Annotated in this window: 18 protein-coding genes; 7 read left to right on the top strand and 11 right to left on the bottom strand. The window is 66.1% G+C overall.

All coding sequences use genetic code 11. The features are described from left to right. Nucleotides 1-127: 127 nt before the first annotated feature. From M3A49_RS14880 to M3A49_RS14900, 5 genes are all read right to left on the bottom strand, one after another. The gene (locus tag M3A49_RS14880) at nt 128-520 is read right to left on the bottom strand and encodes a hypothetical protein (RefSeq protein WP_266229305.1); all 393 of its coding nucleotides are present in this window, start codon (nt 518-520) and stop codon (nt 128-130) included. Between the two features lie 80 nt (nt 521-600). Next, entirely contained in the window at nt 601-1,272 is a 672-nt protein-coding gene (locus M3A49_RS14885; RefSeq protein ID WP_266229306.1) for an RraA family protein, read from the bottom strand. Beyond that, complete coding sequence (locus tag M3A49_RS14890) at nt 1,269-2,309, bottom strand: amidohydrolase family protein (protein WP_266229307.1); 1,041 nt, start codon at nt 2,307-2,309, stop codon at nt 1,269-1,271. Before M3A49_RS14890 ends, M3A49_RS14885 begins: the two co-directional genes overlap by 4 nt. Before the next feature lie 34 nt (nt 2,310-2,343). Then, a complete protein-coding gene (locus M3A49_RS14895; RefSeq protein ID WP_266229308.1) occupies nt 2,344-3,672 on the bottom strand; it encodes an MFS transporter in 1,329 nt (442 codons plus the stop codon). A gap of 169 nt (nt 3,673-3,841) precedes the next feature. Beyond that, nucleotides 3,842-4,741 carry a LysR family transcriptional regulator gene (locus M3A49_RS14900; protein WP_266229309.1) on the bottom strand — a complete coding sequence of 300 codons (900 nt, stop codon included), beginning with the start codon at nt 4,739-4,741 and terminating at the stop codon, nt 3,842-3,844. Nucleotides 4,742-4,879: 138 nt separating this feature from the next. Here M3A49_RS14900 and M3A49_RS14905 point away from each other — a divergent pair, with 138 nt between their 5' ends. The 3 genes from M3A49_RS14905 to M3A49_RS14915 are packed head-to-tail and all read left to right on the top strand — an operon-like array spanning nt 4,880 to nt 8,948. Then, entirely contained in the window at nt 4,880-6,199 is a 1,320-nt protein-coding gene (locus M3A49_RS14905) for a cytochrome c (protein ID WP_266229310.1), read from the top strand. Beyond that, a complete protein-coding gene (locus M3A49_RS14910) occupies nt 6,196-6,657 on the top strand; it encodes a (2Fe-2S)-binding protein (RefSeq protein WP_254353779.1) in 462 nt (153 codons plus the stop codon). The genes M3A49_RS14905 and M3A49_RS14910 overlap by 4 nt, the downstream gene beginning before the upstream one ends. Further along, nucleotides 6,654-8,948, top strand: a complete 2,295-nt coding sequence (locus M3A49_RS14915) for a xanthine dehydrogenase family protein molybdopterin-binding subunit (RefSeq protein ID WP_266229311.1) — start codon at nt 6,654-6,656, stop codon at nt 8,946-8,948. Before M3A49_RS14910 ends, M3A49_RS14915 begins: the two co-directional genes overlap by 4 nt. Before the next feature lie 20 nt (nt 8,949-8,968). On the opposite strand, the gene M3A49_RS14920 is transcribed toward M3A49_RS14915, so the two are convergent. After that, a complete protein-coding gene (locus M3A49_RS14920; RefSeq protein ID WP_266229312.1) occupies nt 8,969-9,247 on the bottom strand; it encodes a hypothetical protein in 279 nt (92 codons plus the stop codon). A gap of 161 nt (nt 9,248-9,408) precedes the next feature. Between M3A49_RS14920 and M3A49_RS14925 the strand changes: the two genes are divergently transcribed. Together M3A49_RS14925 and M3A49_RS14930 are read left to right on the top strand one after the other, a co-directional pair. Continuing rightward, nucleotides 9,409-10,818 carry an MFS transporter gene (locus M3A49_RS14925; protein ID WP_266229313.1) on the top strand — a complete coding sequence of 470 codons (1,410 nt, stop codon included), beginning with the start codon at nt 9,409-9,411 and terminating at the stop codon, nt 10,816-10,818. Between the two features lie 21 nt (nt 10,819-10,839). Then, nucleotides 10,840-11,835 (top strand): GlxA family transcriptional regulator, encoded by a 996-nt coding sequence (locus M3A49_RS14930; RefSeq protein ID WP_266229314.1) that lies wholly within the window; start codon nt 10,840-10,842, stop codon nt 11,833-11,835. Nucleotides 11,836-11,849: 14 nt separating this feature from the next. Here the strand turns inward: M3A49_RS14930 and M3A49_RS14935 are convergent, their stop codons facing one another. Continuing rightward, the gene (locus M3A49_RS14935; RefSeq protein WP_266229315.1) at nt 11,850-12,803 is read right to left on the bottom strand and encodes a GlxA family transcriptional regulator; all 954 of its coding nucleotides are present in this window, start codon (nt 12,801-12,803) and stop codon (nt 11,850-11,852) included. 141 nt (nt 12,804-12,944) lie between these two features. Between M3A49_RS14935 and M3A49_RS14940 the strand changes: the two genes are divergently transcribed. Then, nucleotides 12,945-13,748 carry an SDR family NAD(P)-dependent oxidoreductase gene (locus tag M3A49_RS14940; protein ID WP_266229316.1) on the top strand — a complete coding sequence of 268 codons (804 nt, stop codon included), beginning with the start codon at nt 12,945-12,947 and terminating at the stop codon, nt 13,746-13,748. A 52-nt stretch (nt 13,749-13,800) separates the two neighbouring features. Here M3A49_RS14940 and M3A49_RS14945 read toward each other — a convergent pair whose 3' ends face one another. From M3A49_RS14945 to M3A49_RS14960, 4 genes are read right to left on the bottom strand one after another with little or no spacing between them, the layout of a single operon-like run. Continuing rightward, on the bottom strand, nt 13,801-14,787 hold the full coding sequence (locus tag M3A49_RS14945; protein ID WP_254353772.1) for an ABC transporter permease: 987 nt from the start codon (nt 14,785-14,787) through the stop codon (nt 13,801-13,803). Beyond that, nucleotides 14,784-15,764, bottom strand: coding sequence for an ABC transporter permease (locus M3A49_RS14950; RefSeq protein WP_266229317.1), 981 nt, complete (start codon nt 15,762-15,764; stop codon nt 14,784-14,786). Before M3A49_RS14950 ends, M3A49_RS14945 begins: the two co-directional genes overlap by 4 nt. Beyond that, on the bottom strand, nt 15,761-17,329 hold the full coding sequence (locus M3A49_RS14955; protein WP_266229318.1) for a sugar ABC transporter ATP-binding protein: 1,569 nt from the start codon (nt 17,327-17,329) through the stop codon (nt 15,761-15,763). The genes M3A49_RS14950 and M3A49_RS14955 overlap by 4 nt, the downstream gene beginning before the upstream one ends. 37 nt (nt 17,330-17,366) lie before the next feature. Next, nucleotides 17,367-18,494, bottom strand: a complete 1,128-nt coding sequence (locus M3A49_RS14960; RefSeq protein WP_069265916.1) for a sugar ABC transporter substrate-binding protein — start codon at nt 18,492-18,494, stop codon at nt 17,367-17,369. 391 nt (nt 18,495-18,885) lie between these two features. Here M3A49_RS14960 and M3A49_RS14965 point away from each other — a divergent pair, with 391 nt between their 5' ends. Beyond that, nucleotides 18,886-19,629 (top strand): FadR/GntR family transcriptional regulator, encoded by a 744-nt coding sequence (locus tag M3A49_RS14965; protein ID WP_266229319.1) that lies wholly within the window; start codon nt 18,886-18,888, stop codon nt 19,627-19,629. Nucleotide 19,630 lies beyond the last annotated feature (1 nt).

Genomic DNA, 19,630 nt, shown 5'->3' on the forward strand with positions numbered 1-19,630 from the left:
TCATAACCGTAAGGAAGCGTCGGGCCGAAGTGGCCGAAGCAAAAAACAGCCAGCGGACGTTCTTCACGTCCGCTGGCTGTTTGCTGTGGCGCCTCGCGCCGGTTTGACGGTGCGGGCCATCAAAGCCTCAAAGCGGCACGTCCTCGATCAAGCGCGCTTTCACCGCGCGGATGCGCTGGTCGACGAAATAGCCGCCGCCTTCCGTATACCGAAGGTAAAGGCGTCCGCACAACGTGCATTTCCACACGCCGCAACGGTTATACGGAAAGTACCGGGGCGCGACCGGCGCATTCTCCGACCAGTAGCCGGCCCCTCCCGGCAGATGTTCGGCGAAGGTCGATTCGGCTTCGTCCGCGCTAACGAGCGTGCCGATCTGTTCCAGTTGCCGCTCGTCGAGCGAGAGCGGCTGCGATTGCCAGCCATCCAGCGGCGTTTTCGTGCAGGTGCACGGCGGCGGGTCGGTTTGCTCCGCGTGTTCGGCGAGTTCGCGCAACGCGGCAGCGTCAAGGTATCGGGTCATGGAGCAAGAGTGGATCTGCGGTTGAGCGAGGGAGCACAGGCTCCGGCGGGCATCTTAACGCCTGACGCCGCCTGGGTTCATCAGGCGCCGCTTCTCATGCGCTCGATGTGCGGCATCACCCATGCGCGGTCGAAGCGCCCTTCGGCGATCGCCTGCAATGCGGCGGCCTCCTTTTCGCCTTGCCTGCGCGCGCCCGCGATGACGGTCTCCACATCAACAGGCGCGATGGCGAGCAAGCCGTCCTCGTCGCCCACGATGATATCGCCAGGATTGACGACCATCCTCCCAATGGTCACCGGCACGTTGATTTCGCCTGGCCCGTTCTTGTAGGGTCCGCGGTGCGTCACGCCGCGCGCATACACGGGAAAGTCGCGCTGGCGAATCGCGCCGACGTCGCGGATCGCGCCGTCGATCACGAGCCCCTGCACGCCGAGGCTTTCCGAGTAGCTCGACATGATGTCGCCCATCAGGGCCTGGGTCACCTCGCCCGCGCCATCGATCACGAGCACGTCGCCCGGCCGGCAGAAGTCGAAGGCGCGATGGATGGCGAGATTGTCGCCGGGACGCGTGCGCACCGTCACGGCCGTGCCCGCCATTGGCCTGGGCTTGTGGAACGGCTGCAGGCCGAGAATGCCGCTCGAGCGCGCCATGTTGTCGCTCAGGAGCGACACTTGCAGTTCGCGCAACGTGGCGAGCGTCGCTGCGCTGGCCTGCGGAGCAGACTCGTATTCACGCCAGCCAATCGGGTTCATTTCGCTATCCCTTCCGGTGCGGTTTGTCGTTCGATCTGCGCGGAAAGACGGCTGTACACCGCACGCGCGTTGCCTTCGTAGATGCGTTGTCGATCGGCGTCGCTGAGCCATTCGATCGCGTCGATATAGCGGCGCGTGTCGTCGTAGTAGTGGCCGGTTTCCGGGTCGATGCCCTGCACCGCGCCGATCGTCTCCGAGGCGAACAGAATGTTCTCCACCGGAATCACCCTGGCGAGCAGGTCGGAGCCTGGCTGGTGGTAAACGCAGGTATCGAAGAACACGTTCTTGAGCAGGTAGTCCTTCAGGAGCGGGCGCTTCATGTCCTGCGCCAGGCCGCGATAGCGTCCCCAGTGATACGGAACCGCGCCGCCGCCATGCGGAATGATGAAGCGCAAGGTCGGGAAGTCGGCGAACAGGTCGCCTTGCAGCAGCTGCATGAATACCGAGGTGTCGCCGTTGAGGTAATGCGCCCCCGTCGCATGAAAGTTCGGATTACATGACGATGAAACGTGGATCATCGCGGGTACGTCGAGTTCCACCATCGCCTCGTAAAGCGGATACCACGAGCGGTCCGTGACAGGCGGCCCCGACCAGTTCCCGCCCGAGGGGTCCGGGTTGAGATTGCAGCCCACGAAGCCCAGTTCCTCCACGCAGCGACGCAACTCGGGAATGCAGTTTTCCGGCGTCACGCCCGGCGCCTGAGGCAACTGGCAAACGCCCACGAAATGCTGCGGGAACAGCGCGCACACGCGATGCACGAGATCGTTGCATTCGCTGGACCACAGCGCATTTGCCGCTGCGCCCGACAGGTGGTGGCCCATGCCCGCGGCGCGCGGGGAAAAGATCGTCAGGTCCGTGCCACGCTCGCGCTGAATGCGGCGCTGGCCATTTTCGATGCTTTCGCGAATCTCGTCGTCGCTGATCGGCGGGCGCGGCGGAACCGGCGTGCCGTCCTTGAGCGCGGCAATCTGCTTGACGCGCCAGGCTTCGTGCTGGGGCGGCGAGGTCGTGTAGTGACCGTGGCAATCAATGATCATGTAGCAATTCCATCAGGTGTACGGACGATTAGGATCAGCTTTCCGTCGCTTCGTCGTGGCCAACGAGCGCCCGGTTCGAGGTGCCGCTCCCGGCAGGCTTCACGCGCATGACGATGGCGATGAGCGTGGCGACCACGAGGAAAGCGGCGATAGTGAGCAACGCGAGCTTGAAATTGCCGGTGGCGTGACGCACGAGACCGATGCTCCACGGCCCCACCACGCCGCCGAACTGCGCGATCGTATTGATGAGCGCGATCGTCGCCGCGCCCGCCGCACCGGTTCTGAACGAAGCGGCAAGGCTCCAGAACAGCGGGTTGCCCGCATAGATGAAGAGGCCCGTCACACAAAGCAGCGCATACGCCAGCAGCGGATTCGGCGCATACGCGCTGCCCGCAATCGCCAGTGCGCTCATGCCGTAGACGAATGCGAGGTGGTACTTGCGATCGCCGGTGCGGTCCGAGCTGCGGCTCACGAGGTACGTGCCCAGCACGCCCAGGAGCGGCGGCGCGGCGGAGAGGAAGCCCACTTCGATGTTGCTGAGGTGACCCAGGCTTTTCACGATCTGCGGCAGCCACAGGAAGAGCCCATAGATGCCGACCAGCGCGCAGCCGAACAGACACGCGAGGCTCCAAACGCGAATGTCGCTCGCCACCTTCAGCAGCGGAAAATGACGATGGCCGCCCAGCGCCTCGCGCTCCGTGGCGAGCGTAGCTTCTAGCCATTGCTTCTCTTGCGCGGAAAGCCAGTCGGCGTCGGCGGGGCGCTCGGTCATGATGCGCAGCGTGACGAGGCCGAGCAGCATCGCAGGCACGCCTTCGATAATGAACATCCACTGCCAGCCGTGCATGCCGAGCACGCCGTTCGCATAAGTCATGACGGTGGTCGAGAGCGGGCCGCCCAGCACGGCCGAGAACGACCCCGCGATGATGTACCCGCCCACGGCGCGGGCGCGGTAGCGCTCCGGAAACCAGTAGGTCAGATACACGGCGATACCCGGCAAAAAGCCCGCTTCCATCACGCCGAGCAAAAAGCGCAGCACGTAGAAGCTCGACGTGTTGAACACGAAGGCCGTTGCGGCCGCAACGGCGCCCCACGTGAGCAGAATGCGTGCGATCCAGCGGCGCGCGCCCACGCGATGCAACAACAGATTGCTGGGCACTTCCAGCAGCATGTAGCCGACGAAGAAAATACTGCCCGCAAAGCCGAACACGGCCGGGTCGAAACCCATGTCCGAGTTCATGTCGAGTGCGGCGAAACCGATATTGATACGGTCCAGATAATTGAAAAACATCATGCAGAAAAGGAGCGGCACAAGCCGCTTGTAAACCTTTCGCATGGTTGCTGCTTCGTCGAAGTGACTCATGCTGTCTCCGCCTCATGGCGACGGGCGGTGCCGTCGCTGCATCGTTATCGGCCGGCAGCGGTGACCGCTGCCGGCGGCCCCCCGCGGGACGGGGCGCCTGAGTTTCGATAATAAGAAGCGGGAGGCGTCGAGTCCAAGACGCGATACTTATGCTTCTATAAGCGTGCGCTTATAGTGTGCTGACGAGCGGCGGCGGCAGGCATTCGAGAAAGGCGCGCAGATGCGGCGAGGCGTCGTCGCTGCGGAACGTCGCGGCCAGCACGGTGCGCTGCGACGCGCCGGGGCCGGAGAAGTGGCGCGCGACGACGTCGGCGCGGCCATGCCGCGCCACCGACTCGCCCACCACGGTCACGCCCAGCCCCGCCGCCACGAGCGCAATGGCAGTCTGGATCTCATAGGCCTGGTGCGCGACGAAAGGCGTCACGCCCGCGTCGCGGTAGAGCGCCTGAACCGTGCGCTTGAACTGCGCGTTCTGATGCTTCGGGTAGAGGATCAACGGCGTATCGGCGAGTTCGTCGATGCGCACCCTCTTTCGTTTGGCGAGCGGGTGATCCGACGCCATCAACACCACGAGCCGCTCGCGCAGCAGCGGCAAGGTCGTGTAACCGGGCACGGCGAGCGGCTGCCGCCCAATGCCGATATGGATGCGCATGTCGCGCAACGCGTCGGTCTGCTCGTCGGTCAGCATTTCAAACAGCTTGAGCTCGACCTGCGGATACGCCTGATGAAACGCCTTGAGCGCGGGCGGCAGAACGCTGTACATCGACGAGCGCGTGAAGCCGACACTGAGCCAGCCGCGCCGGCCCACGCCGATCTCCAGCGCGCCGTGCGTCACCTCGGCGAGCGAACCGAGAATCTGCCGCGCTTCGGTGGCCAGGTACTGGCCGGCTTCCGTCAGGCGCAGCGGGCGGCGCGAGCGATCGATCAGTTGCGTGCCCACACGGTCCTCGAGCGCCCGTATCTGCTGGCTCAAGGCCGGCTGCGCGACGTGCAGACGCTCCGCGGCGCGGCTGAAGTTCAGTTCCTCGGCGAGTGTCACGAAACACTGCAGGCCCCGAAGCTCATTCATCTCGTCATCTCCGTATCGATCTGCCCTGCATCGTAATACAGCGAACAACCCACGAATCAGGCACGTCATTTGCTCGCGATCGAACGACGCATGCCGATCGCCATGTTGAGCGATGGCCCTCTCGGCTCTGGAGGCTCGATGAAAGGCAGGCGGGTACGGATGGCGGGCGTGGCCGTTGTCCTTCTTGCTCTCGCTGCCGCCTATGGCGGCCACGTTGCGCGTGCCTGGGAGCGAGGGCTCGCACCGGTGGCCGCGCCCTCGCCGCCGGCGGGCGACGCCGAAGCCATCGCGCGCGGCGCGAAGCTCGCGGCCATCGGCAACTGCATGACGTGCCATACCGCGACGGGCGGTCAGCCGCTCGCGGGCGGCCTGCCGTTGCAAACACCGTTCGGCGTGATCTACTCGACCAACATCACCCCGGACAAGAACACCGGCATCGGCGACTGGTCGCTCGACGCGTTCACGCGCGCGATGCGGCAAGGCGTGTCGCGCGACGGGCATCTGCTCTATCCCGCGTTTCCGTATCCGCACTTCACGCAGATGAGCGACGCCGATATCGCCGCGCTCTATGCGTGGCTGATGAGCCGCGCGAGCGTCAACGCGCCGGCGCCGCACAATGCGCTGATTTTTCCGTTGGGGTTTCGGCCACTCATGGCCGTGTGGAATAAGCTCTATCTGCCGCCTGAGTCTGCTGCGTCCGCAACGTCTGCTGCGTCCGCTACCGCGACGGACGCACAAGCATCGGAGGTCGCGCGCGGCCGCTATCTCGTCGAAAGCCTCGGTCATTGCGGCGCGTGCCACACGCCGCTCAACCGTCTCGGCGCCGAGCGCCGCGACCATGCGTTGCAGGGCGGCACCCTCGAGGGCTGGGACGCGCCCGCACTGACCGACCTCACGGCACGCCCAACACCCTGGACGCAAGCACAACTGACGAACTATCTGCGTACGGGCTACGCCAGCGAGCACGGCGCGGCGGCCGGCCCGATGCGCACGGTGACCCGCTCGCTCAGCGACGGGTCTCCCGCAGACGTCGAGGCCATCGCCGCATATCTGCTGACACTGCAGTCCAAACCGAACGCCGCCGCGCCGCCTGCCGCAGCCAGCGTCCATGTCTCGACCGCGCCCGCCAACGGCGCTACCCTCTTTGCCGCGGCCTGCGCGTCGTGCCACAGCGCAGGCGCGGCGATGTCGATCGACGGCCATCGTCCGTCACTGTCGCTCTCCACCGCCGTCAACGCCGAAGGCCCGCGCAACATGGTGCGCATCCTGCTCGACGGCATCGCCTGGCACGAGAGCGAGGCTGCGTCCTTCATGCCGCCGTTCGCAGGCACCTTCACGGACGCGCAGATCGCGGAGCTTGCCAACTACACGCGCACGCGCTTCACCGCGCTCGGCCCGTGGTCCGCACTCGACGCTCAGGCGGTGGCGCGTCTTCGCAAGGAAAGCCCATCACGATGATTACGCTCAACATCAATGGCGTCAGCCATACCGTCGATGCCGATCCTTCCACGCCGCTGCTCTACGTGCTACGCAACCAGTTGCAGCTCAATGGCGCGAAGTTCGGCTGCGGGCTCGGCCAATGCGGCGCGTGCACCGTGAGTGTGGGCGGCGAACCGGTGTTCTCGTGCCTGCTGCCGGTCGTGGCGGTGGGCGAGCGGCCCGTGCGCACCGTCGAAGGACTCGGCAGCGCGGATCATCCGGGGCCGCTGCAACAGGCCTTTATCGACCAGCAGGCCGCGCAATGCGGCTACTGCATCGCGGGCATGATCATGCGCGCGCAAACACTTCTGGAACGCACGCCGCACGCCACCGACGACGAGATTCGTCGCTATATGCAGCCGAATCTGTGCCGCTGCGGCACGCATATGCGTATCCTCGCGGCGATCCGGCAAGTGGCGACGGGCGTGCAGTCATGAGCCGCGCCCGCTCATCCCCTGCGTTCGACCCTGGCGGCCCCGACGATGCCGCGCGCCGCCGTTTCCTCGTGGGCGGCTCGCTGATGGTGAGCTTCGCCATCGTGCCCGGCATGGCCGCGCTCGCGCAAACCACCACCGAAGCCGGCACCTTCCATGCGAGCGCCCCGAAGCTGCCCGGCAGCCTCAAGACCACGCCATCGCTCGACGCGTGGATCAAGGTCGGCCCCGACGGCCACGTCAGCGTGTTCACGGGCAAGGTGGAGCTGGGCACCGGCGTTCGCACGGCGCTCCTGCAACTCGCCGCAGAAGAACTCGACCTCGCGCCTGACGCGATCGAACTGATCACGGCCGATACGGCCGCCACGCCAAACGAGGGCTACACGGCAGGCAGCCACACGATGGCGGACAGCGGCACGGCCATCCTCGACGCAGCGGCCCAGGTGCGCACGTTGCTCGTCGCGAGCGCGGCGGCACAGTTGGGCGTCGATGCCGCCGCGCTCACCACACGCGACGGCGCGATCCTCGCCGCCGACGGACGGCGCGTGGCCTACGGCGAAGCGGTACAGCACGCGAACCTGCATCAGGACGCGCAGCCCAACGCCGCGAAAAAGCCGCCCGCGCACTACGCCGTGATCGGGCACACGCTGCCGCGCGTGGATATTCCGGGCAAGGTCACGGGCGGCCCGAGCTATGTCCAGGACCTGCGGCCCGCCGGAATGCTGCACGCGCGCGTAGTGAGGCCGCCTTCGTATGGCGCGCGGCTCGTTGCCGTCGATAGCGCGCACGTGGCGGCGCTGCCTGGCGTCGTCAAGGTCGTGCGCAACGGCGATTACCTCGCCGTGGTCGCCGACGACGAATGGCGCGCCATCGTCGCGATGCGCGAACTCGCGCTCGCGGCGCAGTGGCAGCCGGGCCCGCCGCTGCCCGATCCGGACGGCATTCACGCGTTTCTCTTGAATCTGCCCGCACAGGAAATCGTGGTGGCGGACCAGGGCGCACCCGCAAGCCCGACGATGGCGACGTTGAAAGCCCGCTATTCGAAGCCTTATTTGACACATGGGTCGATCGGGCCGTCGTGCGCGCTCGCGCAACTCGACAACGGCGTCATGACGGTCTGGACGCATACGCAAGGCGTCTACCCGCTGCGCGCCGGCATTGCCGGGATGCTCGGCATGCCGCGCGAGAAAGTGCGCTGCGTGCACGTGGAAGGTTCGGGCTGCTACGGACATAACGGTGCGGACGACGCCGCCGGCGACGCCGCGCTTATCGCCCGCGAGCTGCCCGGCCATGCGGTGCGCGTGCAGTTCATGCGCGAGCAGGAACATCTGTGGGAGCCGTTCGGTCCCGCGATGACCGTGGACGCGAGCGCATCGCTCGACGCCGGCGGATCGATCGTCGCCTGGCAATACGAACTATGGAGCAATACCCATAACAATCGCATCGAGAACGCGGGCCGGCTGTTGCCCGCGCAACTGCTCGCGCGACCCTTCACGCCCGCGCCGCCCAAGCCCATTCCCATGCCGGAGGGCGGTGGCGACCGCAACAGCATTCCGCTCTACCGCGTGCCGAGCCTGCACGTGCAGCATCACTTCCTGCCCGATATGCCGATACGCGTTTCGGCCATGCGCTCGCTCGGCGCGCATATGAACGTGTTCGCCATCGAGAGCTTTATCGACGAGCTTGCGAGTGCCGCGCAAGCGGACCCCGTCGAGTTCCGTCTCAAGCACCTCGACGATCCGCGCGCGCAAGCCGTCATCCACGCCGTGGCCGATCGATTCGGCTGGCGTGCGCATGCCGCGCGCGCGACGCACCCGGACGTGCACGTGTCCGGCTCCGGCTTTGCATTTGCCCAATACAAGAACCTGATGGCCTACCTTGCCATTGCCATGGACGTGACCGTCTTGCGCGATACCGGCGAAGTGCGTATCGAGCGCGTGGTCGCTGCCATCGATTGCGGCCAGATCGTGAATCCGGATGGTGTGCGCAACCAGGTCGAAGGCGGCATTTTGCAGTCCACGAGCTGGACGCTCTTCGAAGAAACGCATTTCGACCGTGAACGTATTACGAGTTTTGACTGGAGCACTTACCCGATCATGCGCTTTGCGTCAGTGCCGAGACGCGTGGAGGTATTGTTGATCGATCGCCCCGGCCTGCCGTTCCTCGGCGTGGGCGAAGCGGCGCAGGGACCGGCCGCCGCGGCGCTCGCAAACGCGATTGCCGACGCGACCGGTGTGAGAATCCGCGACTTGCCGCTACTCGGGGCAAAGTCGCGGAATGCGCTCAAGGCGTAGTGAAACCGCCCCTTGTTTCGCTAGTGCTTTTTAGGCGGCAGAGGCTGGTCGAGGCCGGGCTCGACCGGGGTGGGCACCGCGTCGCCTAGCGGCCTGGAAATATCGTTCTGCGGCGCTCGCTCTGCCTCGCCTGGACCCTCGTCCGCCTCTTCGGTTGGCATAGTCTTGGGCGGCAACGGCTGATCGAGACCCGGCTCGGTCGGCGCGGGCACAGCGTCCCCAATTGGCTTGGGCAGATCCGTGCCGCGCGGTTCCGGTGCATCTTCGGGCTGTTCGGACTCGTCGGACTGGTTGCTCATCGTATCGACCTCCCTTCGCGATGGATATCGCATGGTCCAACCAGAACATGCAGGGAACGTGCCAGCGGAGGATGGACCAACTTCAGTAGAATGAGGGACACTCCGCGCCGAATCCGGCGGCCGACGAAGGATCACGCCCGGAAAATCCTGGAACACGCCTGATGCCGCACGCCCTCGATCGCCGCACCGCCGTCGCATTCCTTGTGGCCGCAACGTTCTTCATGGAGAACCTCGACGCCACGGTCATCACCACGTCGCTGCCCATCATCGCGCGTGACTTTCACACCGCGCCCGCGTATCTCTCGATCGGCGTCTCCGCGTATCTCGTCGCGCTGACCATGTTCATCCCCGTGAGCGGCTGGTTCGCCGAGCGCTTCGGCGCGCGGCGCGTGTTCGCCACGGCCATCACCGTGTTCAGCGTGGCCTCGCTGCTGTGCGCGCTGAGCACGGGCCTGCTCGCCTTCACCGCCGCGCGCGTGCTGCAGGGCCTCGGCGGCGCGATGATGGTGCCGGTGGGCCGGCTCGTCGTGCTGCGCGACACGCCGAAGCACGAGATCGTGCGCGCCATTGCCATCCTGACCTGGCCCGCGCTGGTCGCACCGATTCTCGGACCGCCGCTCGGCGGCTGGATCAGCACGCACTGGAGCTGGCACTGGATCTTCCTGCTCAACCTGCCGCTCGGCGTGGCCGCGCTCGTGGCCGCCCTGCTGCTCCTGCGTGACGAGCACACGCAACCGCGGCGCTTCGATGCCTTCGGCTTCGTGCTGAGCGGCCTCGGCTTCGCGCTCGTCATGAGCGGCATCGAGATGGCGAGCCGCTCCGACGTCAACGCGCCCGTGTCGATCGGCACGTGCGTGGCGGGCGTCGCGCTATTGGCGGCGGCCGTCGCGCATCTGCGGCGCGTGCCGCATCCGCTGTTCGATCTCGCGCCCGTGAAGATCAACACCTTTCGCGTGACCGTGTTCGGCGGCTCGTTGTTTCGCACGGCCATCGGCACTGCGCCGTTTCTGCTGCCGCTCATGTTCCAGGTGGCGTTCGGGTGGAGCGCCGTGGCTTCGGGCGCGCTGCTGCTGTGGCTGTTCGCCGGCAATCTGTGCATGAAGCCGGGCACCACGTGGGTCATGAACCGCTTCGGCTTTCGCACCGTGCTGATCGGCAACGGCACGCTGGTGGCGCTCGGCTTCGCGGGCTTCACGCTGCTCGGGGCGGATACGCCGCGTGTCGTCGTGGCGGCGTTGCTGTTTTTCAGCGGCCTCGTGCGCTCGATGCAGTTCACCGCGCTGAACACCATTGGTTTCGCCGACGTGCCCCAGGCGCAGATGCGAGACGCGACGACACTGTTCTCCGTGCTGCAGCAAATGAACGCCGGCATGGGGATCGCCGTGGGCGCGCTGGCGCTTTCGGTTGCCGAGGCGCTGCGCGGCACCGGGACGGCAGGCGCCGCCGACTTCCATCTCGCGTTCTGGTTCATCACGGCGCTCGCGGCGCTGGGCGTGGTCGACAGCGTGCTGCTGCCGCGCAGCGCGGGCGCGCATATTCTCGCGCGACGCCAGCGCGCCTCCAATCCCTGACCCCGTTCTTCGTTCAACACGATGCTTACCGTTGCGCTTCTCGTCTTCCCGGGCGTCCAGGCACTCGACGTGTTCGGGCCCACCGACGTTTTCTCGGAGGCCAATCGCCTGCTGCCGCCCGAGGCGCAATACCAGCTCGAGCTGATCGCAACGGAACGCGATACCGTGCGCTGTTCCAGCGGTGTGCGGATCGGCGCGGACCGGTATTTCGACGAAGCAAGCGGCCATTTCGATTTGCTGCTCGTTGCGGGCGGCCCGTCGCTCGTAGAGCAGCCGCTTGCCGATGCCGCGCACGCATGGCTGCGCGAAGCCAGCGCGCGCGCCCGGCGCTTCGGTTCCATCTGCAACGGCGCGCTGACGCTGGGGCGCGCAGGATTGCTCGACGCGCGCACCGTGACGACGCACTGGAACGACGCGGCCGCGCTCGCCGCGATGTGTCCGACCGCGAACGTCGAATTCGACCGGATCTTCATTCAGGTCGGCAATCTCTATACTTCGGCGGGCGTGACGGCGGGAATCGATCTTTCGCTGTATCTGCTGGCTCAGGATCACGGCCCGGAAATCGCGCTGAACGTGGCGCGACGGCTCGTGGTGTTCGTGCAGCGCGCGGGCGGCCAGTCGCAGTTCAGCCCGTATCTCACGCCGTACGCGGAGGCGACGTCGCCGATTGCCCAGGTGCAGCAGTACGTGCTCGGGCATCTGAATGAAGATCTGGGCGTGGAAGTGCTCGCCGACGTAGCCAGGATGAGCAAGCGAAACTTCGCGAGAATCTTCGTGCGCGACACCAACGTGACGCCCGCCGAATTCGTCGAGAGCGCGCGCATCGACGCGGCGCGCGTGATGCTGGAAAACAGCACGGCGCCGTTGAAAACGGTGGCCTTTCGATGCGGCATGCGCGACGCCGACCATTTGCGTGTGGCCTTCAGGCGCAAGCTGGGCACCACGCCGCAGCAATATCGCGCGCACTTCGGCGCTGTGACGGCCAGGGCCAAACGCACCGCAACAGCGGATTCGTAGCAGCGCCTTTGCGCCTACGCCCCCGCACGCACCTCGCGCCGCACCGCCTGCGGCGGCACGCCAAAGCCGCGCACGAACGCCTCGCGCATATGCCGCCGGTCGCGAAAACCGGTCTCGCGTGCGATGACGTCGAGCGGATGCGTGCTCTGCTCGATCATGAGCCGCGCCGCCTCCAGGCGCAGGCCCTCCACGGCGCGCGCGGGCGACTGCCCCGTTTCCGCCGTGAACACGCGGCTGAACTGGCGCGGGCTCAGGTGCACGGCGTCTGCAAGCTGCTCCACCGTGAGCGCGCTACTCAGGTTGCGGCGCGCGTAGTCGAGCGCGTTCTGAATGCGGTCCGATTTCGGCGCGAGCGCGAGCATTTCGGAATGCTGCGACTGGCCGCCCGAACGACGCTGATGCATGACGAGCTTGTGCGCAACCGAGCGCGCCACTTCCGCGCCGAGGTCGCGTTCGACCATGGCGAGCGCGAGATCGAGCCCCGCCGTCATGCCCGCCGAAGTCCAGACCGGCCCGTCGACGATATAGATGCGGTCGTCTTCCACACGCACTTCAGGAAAGCGCTGCTGTAGATCGCGCGCGTAGTACCAGTGCATGGTGGCTCGGCGGCCGTCGAGCAGGCCCGCCTCGGCCAGCACGAAACCGCCCGTGCAGATGCCCGCCACCCGCCGCGCCCGGCCGCTCGCGCGGCGCAGGAACGCCAGCACCGCGGGCGCGGCGTCCACGGTACGCGGGTCGTTCACGCCCGCCACGATCCAGGTGTCCACGCGGCTGCGCGCGGGCGCGGGTGTGCGCAGCGTGTCCACGCTCATGCCGAGCGACGAACGAACCGCGCCACCCTCCACCGAATAGTTCTCGATCGCGTAGAACGGCGAGCCGGCCACCATGTTCGCGTATTCGAAAACGCTTTGGGTCGCGAGCGCCATGACCTGGAATTCGTCGCTCAAAAGGTAGCCGATGCGGTGCATGTCCTACTCCCGTCGCTGGATGTCCTGAATCACGACCTTATACGTCATTTGCGCCACGGTCAATCGCGGCCAGAATGCACTCACAGCAGCGCCACTTGCACGTTACCTAACCACTCGCGCCGCTACGCAAAGGAGCTTGATATGAACCAGCAAACCCATCGCGGCACCGCGCTCGTCACCGGCGCATCCTCCGGCATCGGCGCCGTATACGCCGCGGAACTCGCGCGCCAGGGCTACGACCTCGTGCTCGTCGCGCGCAATCGCGAGCGGCTCGCCGCGCTCGCCGGGCGCATCACGAGCGAAACCCGGCGCGACGTGGAAGTGCTCGCCGCCGATCTCAACGACCGTGACGATCTCGCCGCCGTGGAAGCGCGCCTGCGCGACGACGCCAGCCTCACGCTGCTCGTGAACAACGCGGGTATCGGCACGCACACGCCGCTCGTGGAGAGCGACGTCGATTACATGACGCGTATGATCGAGCTGAACGTCACCGCGCTCACGCGGCTCACGTATGCGGCCGTGCCGGGTTTCGTCGCGCGCGGCCAGGGCGCGATCATCAACATCGCCTCCATCGTGAGCATCGCTCCCGAGATCCTCAACGGCGTGTATGGCGGCACCAAGGCCTTCGTGCTCGCGTTCAGCCAGTCGCTGCATCACGAACTGGCGGCCAAGGGCATCCGCGTGCAGGCAGTGCTGCCCGGCGCCACGGCCACGGAGTTCTGGGAGACGGGCGGCCTGCCGCTCGAACATCTCGACAGCGCGATCGTGATGTCCGCCCAGGACATGGTGAGCGCCGCCCTCACCGGCTTCGAGCGCGGCGAAACCGTGACGATTCCTTCGCTGCACGACGTGGAGCAATGGAACGTGTTCGAGACGGCTCGCCGCGCGATGTCGACGCAACTGTCCAGCAACACGCCCGCGGCGCGCTATCGCATCGCGCAGTGACGGTCTGGTTCGATCGGATGGATTGAGTGAAGCGGGGGCTCGCCCCCGCAACCTACACTTCCCGCTTGCTGCGCCCGTACAGCAGCAGCATCGCAGCGATCACCACGCCATAGATGATCTGGCGCCCGGCCTCCGGCATCTGCGCGACCGAGAGAATGGACTGCAGCAGCGTGATGAGGATCGCGCCGGCAACAGTGCCGAGGTACGAGCCGCGGCCGCCCAGAATGGACGTACCGCCCAGCACCACCGCCGCGATCGCGGGCAGCAGGTAGGCGTCGCCCATCGACTGCGCGGCCTTCGACGCATAGCCCGCGAGCAGCACGCCGCCGAACGCGGCGAAGGCGCTGCACACGGCGAACGCGGCCACGGTCACGAGCCGCGTGTCGATGCCGGAAAGATACGCCGCGCGCTCGGTGTTGCCGATCGCATACAGCGTGCGGCCGAAGGTCGTGCGCGAGAGCAGGAACATCGTCGCGGCCCCGATCACGACCCACAGCGCCACGGCATTCGGCACGCCTGGCAAGAGCCAGCCCGCGGCGAGCCAGCGCATGACGTGCGGCGCGGAATCCTGCGGCGACGAGCCGCCCGTATAGACGATCATGATGCCCTGCGCGACCGCGTTGGTCGCGAGCGTCGCGATCATCGACGGAATGCGCAGGAGTGCGACGAGAATGCCGTTGACGATGCCGATCAGCACGCCGCAGCCAATGCCGACCGGAATCGCGAGAATCTGCCCGAGATCGCCATGCCCGGCGACTGCGCAGGCCATCATCGCGCCTGTGGTGATCGTCCACGGCAACGAGAGGTCGATGTGGCCGAGCAGAATCACCATCATCAAGCCGGTCGCGATGATGCCGAGAAACGCGCCGACCTTCAACTGCAGCAGGATGTATTCCGGCGACGTGAAGTTGCGCGAATACATCCCGCCGACGAGCAGCAGCGCAACGATGCACCCGAACGAGATCAGGATCGGCTTGTCGATCCTGCGCGTGAGCCTCGACACGAAGGTGGTCCGGGTGCTTGCAGAAACGCCGCTCATTGGAACCACTCCAGACGGTTGCGCACGCTGAACAACCCGCACGCGCCGATCGCGACGGCAAGCAGGAGAATCACGCCCTGGAATAGCGGCTGCCAGAGCGCGTCGACGTTGAACACGAACAGCAGGTCGCCGATGGAGCGGAATGCGAACGCGCCGAAGATCGCGCCGATCGCGCTGCCCTTGCCGCCGAGCAGCGACACGCCGCCGATCACCACGGCGGCAATCGAAAAGAGCGTGTACGAGTTCGCGCTGCCAAGGCTCGCTTCGCCGGTGTCGGTGAAGAAGGTCAGAAACAGGCCGCCTATTGCGGCGAGCACGCCCGCCAGCGTATAGCTCGCGAACTTCGCGCGGCGGATCGGCATGCCGGAGAGGAAGGCCGCGGGTTCGGAGGAACCCGTCGCATACGCCGCGCGGCCCACCGCCGAGCGTTTGAAAGGAATCCAGACGATCGCCACGGTCGCGATCAGAATCAGCAGACTCGCCGGCACGATGCCCGCGACCTTGCCGGTCAGGGCGTCGGCGAGATCCTCGTTGATCGTGCCGCCGGGCACGGGGCGCAGCAGCAGCGCCAGCCCGTAAAACACGGCGCCGGTCGCAATCGTCGTCACGATCGGCTGCAGACGGCCGAAAATGATGATCACGCCGTTGAGCGCGCCGCACAACGCGCCCGCCGCGAGCACGCCGACGATGCCGAGCGCGCTGTGCAGCGCGTCGCCCGTGACAATCCACGAGCCGATGCAATTCGTCAGCACGAGCATCATGCCGATAGACAGGTCGATGCCGGCCGTGAGCACGACGAGCGCCTGCCCCATCGACACCAGCGCGAGCAGCACCGCCTTGTTCGCCGCGGTCTGAAACACGTTCGCCGATAAACTCGACGGATAGTTGACGAGGTAAATCGCAAACATCAGCACGAACAGGCCGAACGCGAACGACGTCCCGCGATTTTCCGCATACCAGTAACGCAGCCCGCTCATGGCGCGACTCCCGTGGAAGGCGAAACCTGCGCAACCTGTCCGATTTGTCCCACCGGCAGGTCCAGTGCGCTGGCGATCAGGTTCTGTTCGGTGATCGCCGGCCCGACGAGTTCCTTCTTGATCCTGCCTTCGTACAGCACGAGCACGCGGTCGCAGCAGCCGATCAGCTCGTCATAGTCGGTCGAATAGAAAAGAATCGCGGCGCCTTCGTCGGCCAGGCGCCTGAGCAGCTGATAAAGCTCCTGCTTGGTGCCCACGTCGATGCCGCGCGTCGGATCGCTGAGCAGCAAAATTCTGGGCTTGCGGATCAGCCACTTCGCGATGACCACCTTCTGCTGGTTGCCGCCCGACAGCGAGCCCACGGGCGCGTCGACGCCATGCGACTTGATCGCGAGGAGTTCGATCATTCGGTTAACGAAGGACTGCTGGCGATTGCGATCGATCACGCCTGCGCTCGACATGCGATCGAGCGCGGCAAACGAGAGGTTCTCGCGCACCGACATCGGCAGCATCAGGCCTTCGGTCTTGCGGTCCTCCGGTATCAGCGCCATGCCGATTCCCTTTGCGCGCGCGGCAACGGGGCTGCCGATCGTCACCGCCTTGCCGTCGATCTCGATCTTGCCCGCGCAGCCGCGCAGCACGCCGAACAGCGCGAGCAGCAGTTCGCGCTGCCCCTGGCCGTCGAGACCGCCCAGCCCGAGAATTTCACCGGGCTTCAGCGAAAAGCTGATGCCCCGCAGCGTGTCGCTCCACGCGAGATCATGACAGGTGAGAACGGGTTGGCGCTCGACCTTTTCTGCGGGCTTGTCGGGGAAGACATGCTGGTACTTCCGCCCGATCATCATTTCGACGACCTCATTATCCGAGCGCGCGCCCGCCTCGAAGCTCATCACATGACGGCCATTGCGATACACCGTGCATTCGTCCGCGAGCGCCTTGACCTCGTGCATCCGGTGCGAAATGAAGAGCAATGCGAGCCCCTCTTCGCGCAGGCGCTTGAGCACCTCGATCACGCGCGCCACGTCGGCGGCGGTCAGCGCCGAGGTGGCCTCGTCGAGAATCAGGATGCGCGGTTCGTGCGCGAGCCCCTTGGCCAGCTCGACCATCTGCTGGCGCGACAGCGGCAGGTCGCGCACTTTCGCGAGTGGATTGATGTCGGCCGCGCCCGCGCGGGCCAGCGCTTCCTCCGCCTGGCGGCGCTGCGCCCGGCGGTCGATCATGCCGAAGCGGCGCGGCGGGTTCGACGCGAAGATGTTGTCGGCCACGCTCAGGTCGGGGATCAGCGACAACTCCTGATACACGCAGACGATGCCGGCCGCGTTCGCCTCGGCGGGCGAGGCGAACGAGACTTCACGCCCATCGAGGTGCATCACGCCTTCGTCCGGCTGTACCACGCCGGACATCACCTTCAGCAGCGTCGACTTGCCCGCGCCGTTCTCGCCGAGGATCGCGTGAATGCGGCCCTTTCGCACCGCGAGTTCCGCGTGATCCAGCGCCACCGCGCCGCCGTAGCTCTTCGACACTCCAGACATCTGAAAGAACGGCTGCTCTGCACCCAGCTGCATGCTTCGCCTCCCGTCACGTCACGCGGCAATCACGCGGTCACTGGTTGCCCTGGCTCTGCTTCATGATTGCCTGAGCGGAGAAGTTGATGCCGCAAGTGGGAAACGAGTTGCCCACGAAGAAGTTGTCCGACTCGTTCGGGAAATAGTTGGTGCCCGCCTTCAGCATCGAATCGTCGGTGACGTCCAGCGGCAGCTTGATCGCCACGGGAATGGTCTGTCCATCGAGCGCCGCGAGCGCCGTCTTGATCGCCACGGCCACCTGCGCGGGACCGGTGCCCGCCGACGTGCACTTCAGACCTTGGGCGCCGTACTGCGCGCAGAACTTGCGAAAGCCGTTCTCCGTCTCGCCGCCGAACGGCACGAACGGATGTTTCGCATCGATCATCGCGCGCACCACCCCCGTGTCGCCGCCCTGCGCCGAAATGCCGTCGAAATGGCCCTGCACGGCGATGGCGTCGGCGGTGGCCTTCTGCGCGACCGCGTCATCCCACTTGCCGTAGACCTGCACGACGTTCCACTTCTTGCCGGTCTCGTCGAGGGTCTTCGTGAAGCCGTTGTGGCGGTCCGTGTCGACCGAGGTGCCGGCCACGCCGCGGACTTCCAGCACCTTGCCGCCGTTGGGCACATGAGTCGCGAGCCACTTGGCCCACAGCACGCCAAGCCCGTACTGGTCGACGTCCACGTTGATCGCGTCTTCGCTGTCGAGCGTATTGTCGAACGCGACCAGCACGACGCCGGCTTTCTTCGCGCGGCGGATCGCGGGTCCGAACGAGGCGGGATTCTGCGCGTCGACGATGATCGCGTCGTAGCCGGCGTCGATGAAATTGTTGACGGCCGAGATCTGCGCGGGCACGTCCTCGCCCGTCGAGACGACCTTGAACTCCTTGAGCTTGGCGGCGACGGCCGGTTCCGCCGTATAGGCCTTGGCCGTCTTGATCATCTGGATGCGCCAGGTGTTCGCGATATAGCCGTTCACGAGCGCGACGCGGTACGGCCCGCTCTTCTTCGGATACTTGATGAATTTGGTGTCGGTCTTCCAGGGGACCATGCACGTAGGGTCACTGGACGGACCGGAAACGATCGATGCCTGCGCGAAAGCCGCGCCTGCGCACAGCGCCATTGCCGCGGTCGCCGCCGCTCGAAGCACCTGGATTCCTGAAAGCATGTTGTCTCCTTTTTGTCGGATAGAGCTTACTGATAGCCGGCACACCGGGCGCGTCGGGAATGGCCGACACCGTGTGCGTGACGCAGGGAATCTTGCTGGATGTGCTGCAGCGGGACTGGACCGGACGCGCCGAACCAGCGGAATGACCTCTTCAAAGGCGTCCCCTCGAAGCAAAACGACGGGCATGCGTGAACGCCTCCCCGTCTGACAGTACTGGCATACCAATCTACGCGCGATAGTGGTTTACCACTGGACCCGGCGCAGACCCCGCGCGGGCTGGAATCGGGCGGAAACCCAAGCCGCCTCGACGCTTGGCGGCGCGGCAACTGGTGTACCATTCTGGCGAACTTCAGCCGCCTCCCGGCGGCTTCGACGCTTTCGAGAATCCTGGATGGCAGATCTTTCGCACACGCCAACCGGTCGCGCCGCCGATGCGGACGCAACCGACCGCTCCTACGTCGGCCTCGCGAAACAGATCTACGAACTGATCGCGGCAGGCGACATTGGGCGCGCGCCGGGCGCGCCTCGCAACCGCCTGCCCTCCGAGCGCACGCTCGCCGAGCGTTTCGGCGTGAGCCGCACGCAGGTCAGAGAGGCGATCATCGCGCTCGAAGTGCAAGGCGTGGTCGAGGTGCGCGTGGGGTCGGGCATCTATGTGGCCGACGCGCAGGAAGCGCGCGCCGTCGCATTCGAACTGCCGCGCGGGCCGGGCCCGATCGAGACGCTGCGCGCGCGCGAAGTGATCGAAAGCGGGATCGCGGCGCTCGCCGCGATCGAACGCAAGGATTCGGATCTCGACCGCCTCTTCGCCGCGTTGCGCACGATGCGCGAAAACATGGATGACAAGGCCGCGAACGAGGCCGCCGACCGCGAGTTCCATCTGGCGATCGCGGGTGCGACTGGAAACGACATGCTGCGGCAGGTGGTGAGCGCGATGTGGGACAACTCACGCGCCGACCCGTTGTGGAAAAAGATCGAGGAGCACTTCCATACGCCCGCGTTGCGCGCGGCTTCGCAGGAAGACCATCAGCGCATTTTTTCGGCCATCATGGCGCGCGACGCCCATGCCGCGCGTGCGGCGATGCAAGCGCATCTCGCCCGCGTGATCGGCGAGTTCACACAGGCCTGGCGTTAGC

This window comes from Paraburkholderia sp. CNPSo 3076 (genome assembly GCF_026343935.1).
In the GTDB taxonomy this organism is placed as follows: domain Bacteria; phylum Pseudomonadota; class Gammaproteobacteria; order Burkholderiales; family Burkholderiaceae; genus Paraburkholderia; species Paraburkholderia nodosa.

What these genes read in the sequence shown, in the direction of transcription:
- M3A49_RS14880 (WP_266229305.1), bottom strand. Translation starts at nt 520, where the DNA reads ATGACCCGATACCTTGACGCTGCCGCGTTGCGCGAACTCGCCGAACAC.
- M3A49_RS14885 (WP_266229306.1), bottom strand. Translation starts at nt 1,272, where the DNA reads ATGAACCCGATTGGCTGGCGTGAATACGAGTCTGCTCCGCAGGCCAGC.
- M3A49_RS14890 (WP_266229307.1), bottom strand. Translation starts at nt 2,309, where the DNA reads ATGATCATTGATTGCCACGGTCACTACACGACCTCGCCGCCCCAGCAC.
- M3A49_RS14895 (WP_266229308.1), bottom strand. Translation starts at nt 3,672, where the DNA reads ATGAGTCACTTCGACGAAGCAGCAACCATGCGAAAGGTTTACAAGCGG.
- M3A49_RS14900 (WP_266229309.1), bottom strand. Translation starts at nt 4,741, where the DNA reads ATGAATGAGCTTCGGGGCCTGCAGTGTTTCGTGACACTCGCCGAGGAA.
- M3A49_RS14905 (WP_266229310.1), top strand. Translation starts at nt 4,880, where the DNA reads ATGAAAGGCAGGCGGGTACGGATGGCGGGCGTGGCCGTTGTCCTTCTT.
- M3A49_RS14910 (WP_254353779.1), top strand. Translation starts at nt 6,196, where the DNA reads ATGATTACGCTCAACATCAATGGCGTCAGCCATACCGTCGATGCCGAT.
- M3A49_RS14915 (WP_266229311.1), top strand. Translation starts at nt 6,654, where the DNA reads ATGAGCCGCGCCCGCTCATCCCCTGCGTTCGACCCTGGCGGCCCCGAC.
- M3A49_RS14920 (WP_266229312.1), bottom strand. Translation starts at nt 9,247, where the DNA reads ATGAGCAACCAGTCCGACGAGTCCGAACAGCCCGAAGATGCACCGGAA.
- M3A49_RS14925 (WP_266229313.1), top strand. Translation starts at nt 9,409, where the DNA reads ATGCCGCACGCCCTCGATCGCCGCACCGCCGTCGCATTCCTTGTGGCC.
- M3A49_RS14930 (WP_266229314.1), top strand. Translation starts at nt 10,840, where the DNA reads ATGCTTACCGTTGCGCTTCTCGTCTTCCCGGGCGTCCAGGCACTCGAC.
- M3A49_RS14935 (WP_266229315.1), bottom strand. Translation starts at nt 12,803, where the DNA reads ATGCACCGCATCGGCTACCTTTTGAGCGACGAATTCCAGGTCATGGCG.
- M3A49_RS14940 (WP_266229316.1), top strand. Translation starts at nt 12,945, where the DNA reads ATGAACCAGCAAACCCATCGCGGCACCGCGCTCGTCACCGGCGCATCC.
- M3A49_RS14945 (WP_254353772.1), bottom strand. Translation starts at nt 14,787, where the DNA reads ATGAGCGGCGTTTCTGCAAGCACCCGGACCACCTTCGTGTCGAGGCTC.
- M3A49_RS14950 (WP_266229317.1), bottom strand. Translation starts at nt 15,764, where the DNA reads ATGAGCGGGCTGCGTTACTGGTATGCGGAAAATCGCGGGACGTCGTTC.
- M3A49_RS14955 (WP_266229318.1), bottom strand. Translation starts at nt 17,329, where the DNA reads ATGCAGCTGGGTGCAGAGCAGCCGTTCTTTCAGATGTCTGGAGTGTCG.
- M3A49_RS14960 (WP_069265916.1), bottom strand. Translation starts at nt 18,494, where the DNA reads ATGCTTTCAGGAATCCAGGTGCTTCGAGCGGCGGCGACCGCGGCAATG.
- M3A49_RS14965 (WP_266229319.1), top strand. Translation starts at nt 18,886, where the DNA reads ATGGCAGATCTTTCGCACACGCCAACCGGTCGCGCCGCCGATGCGGAC.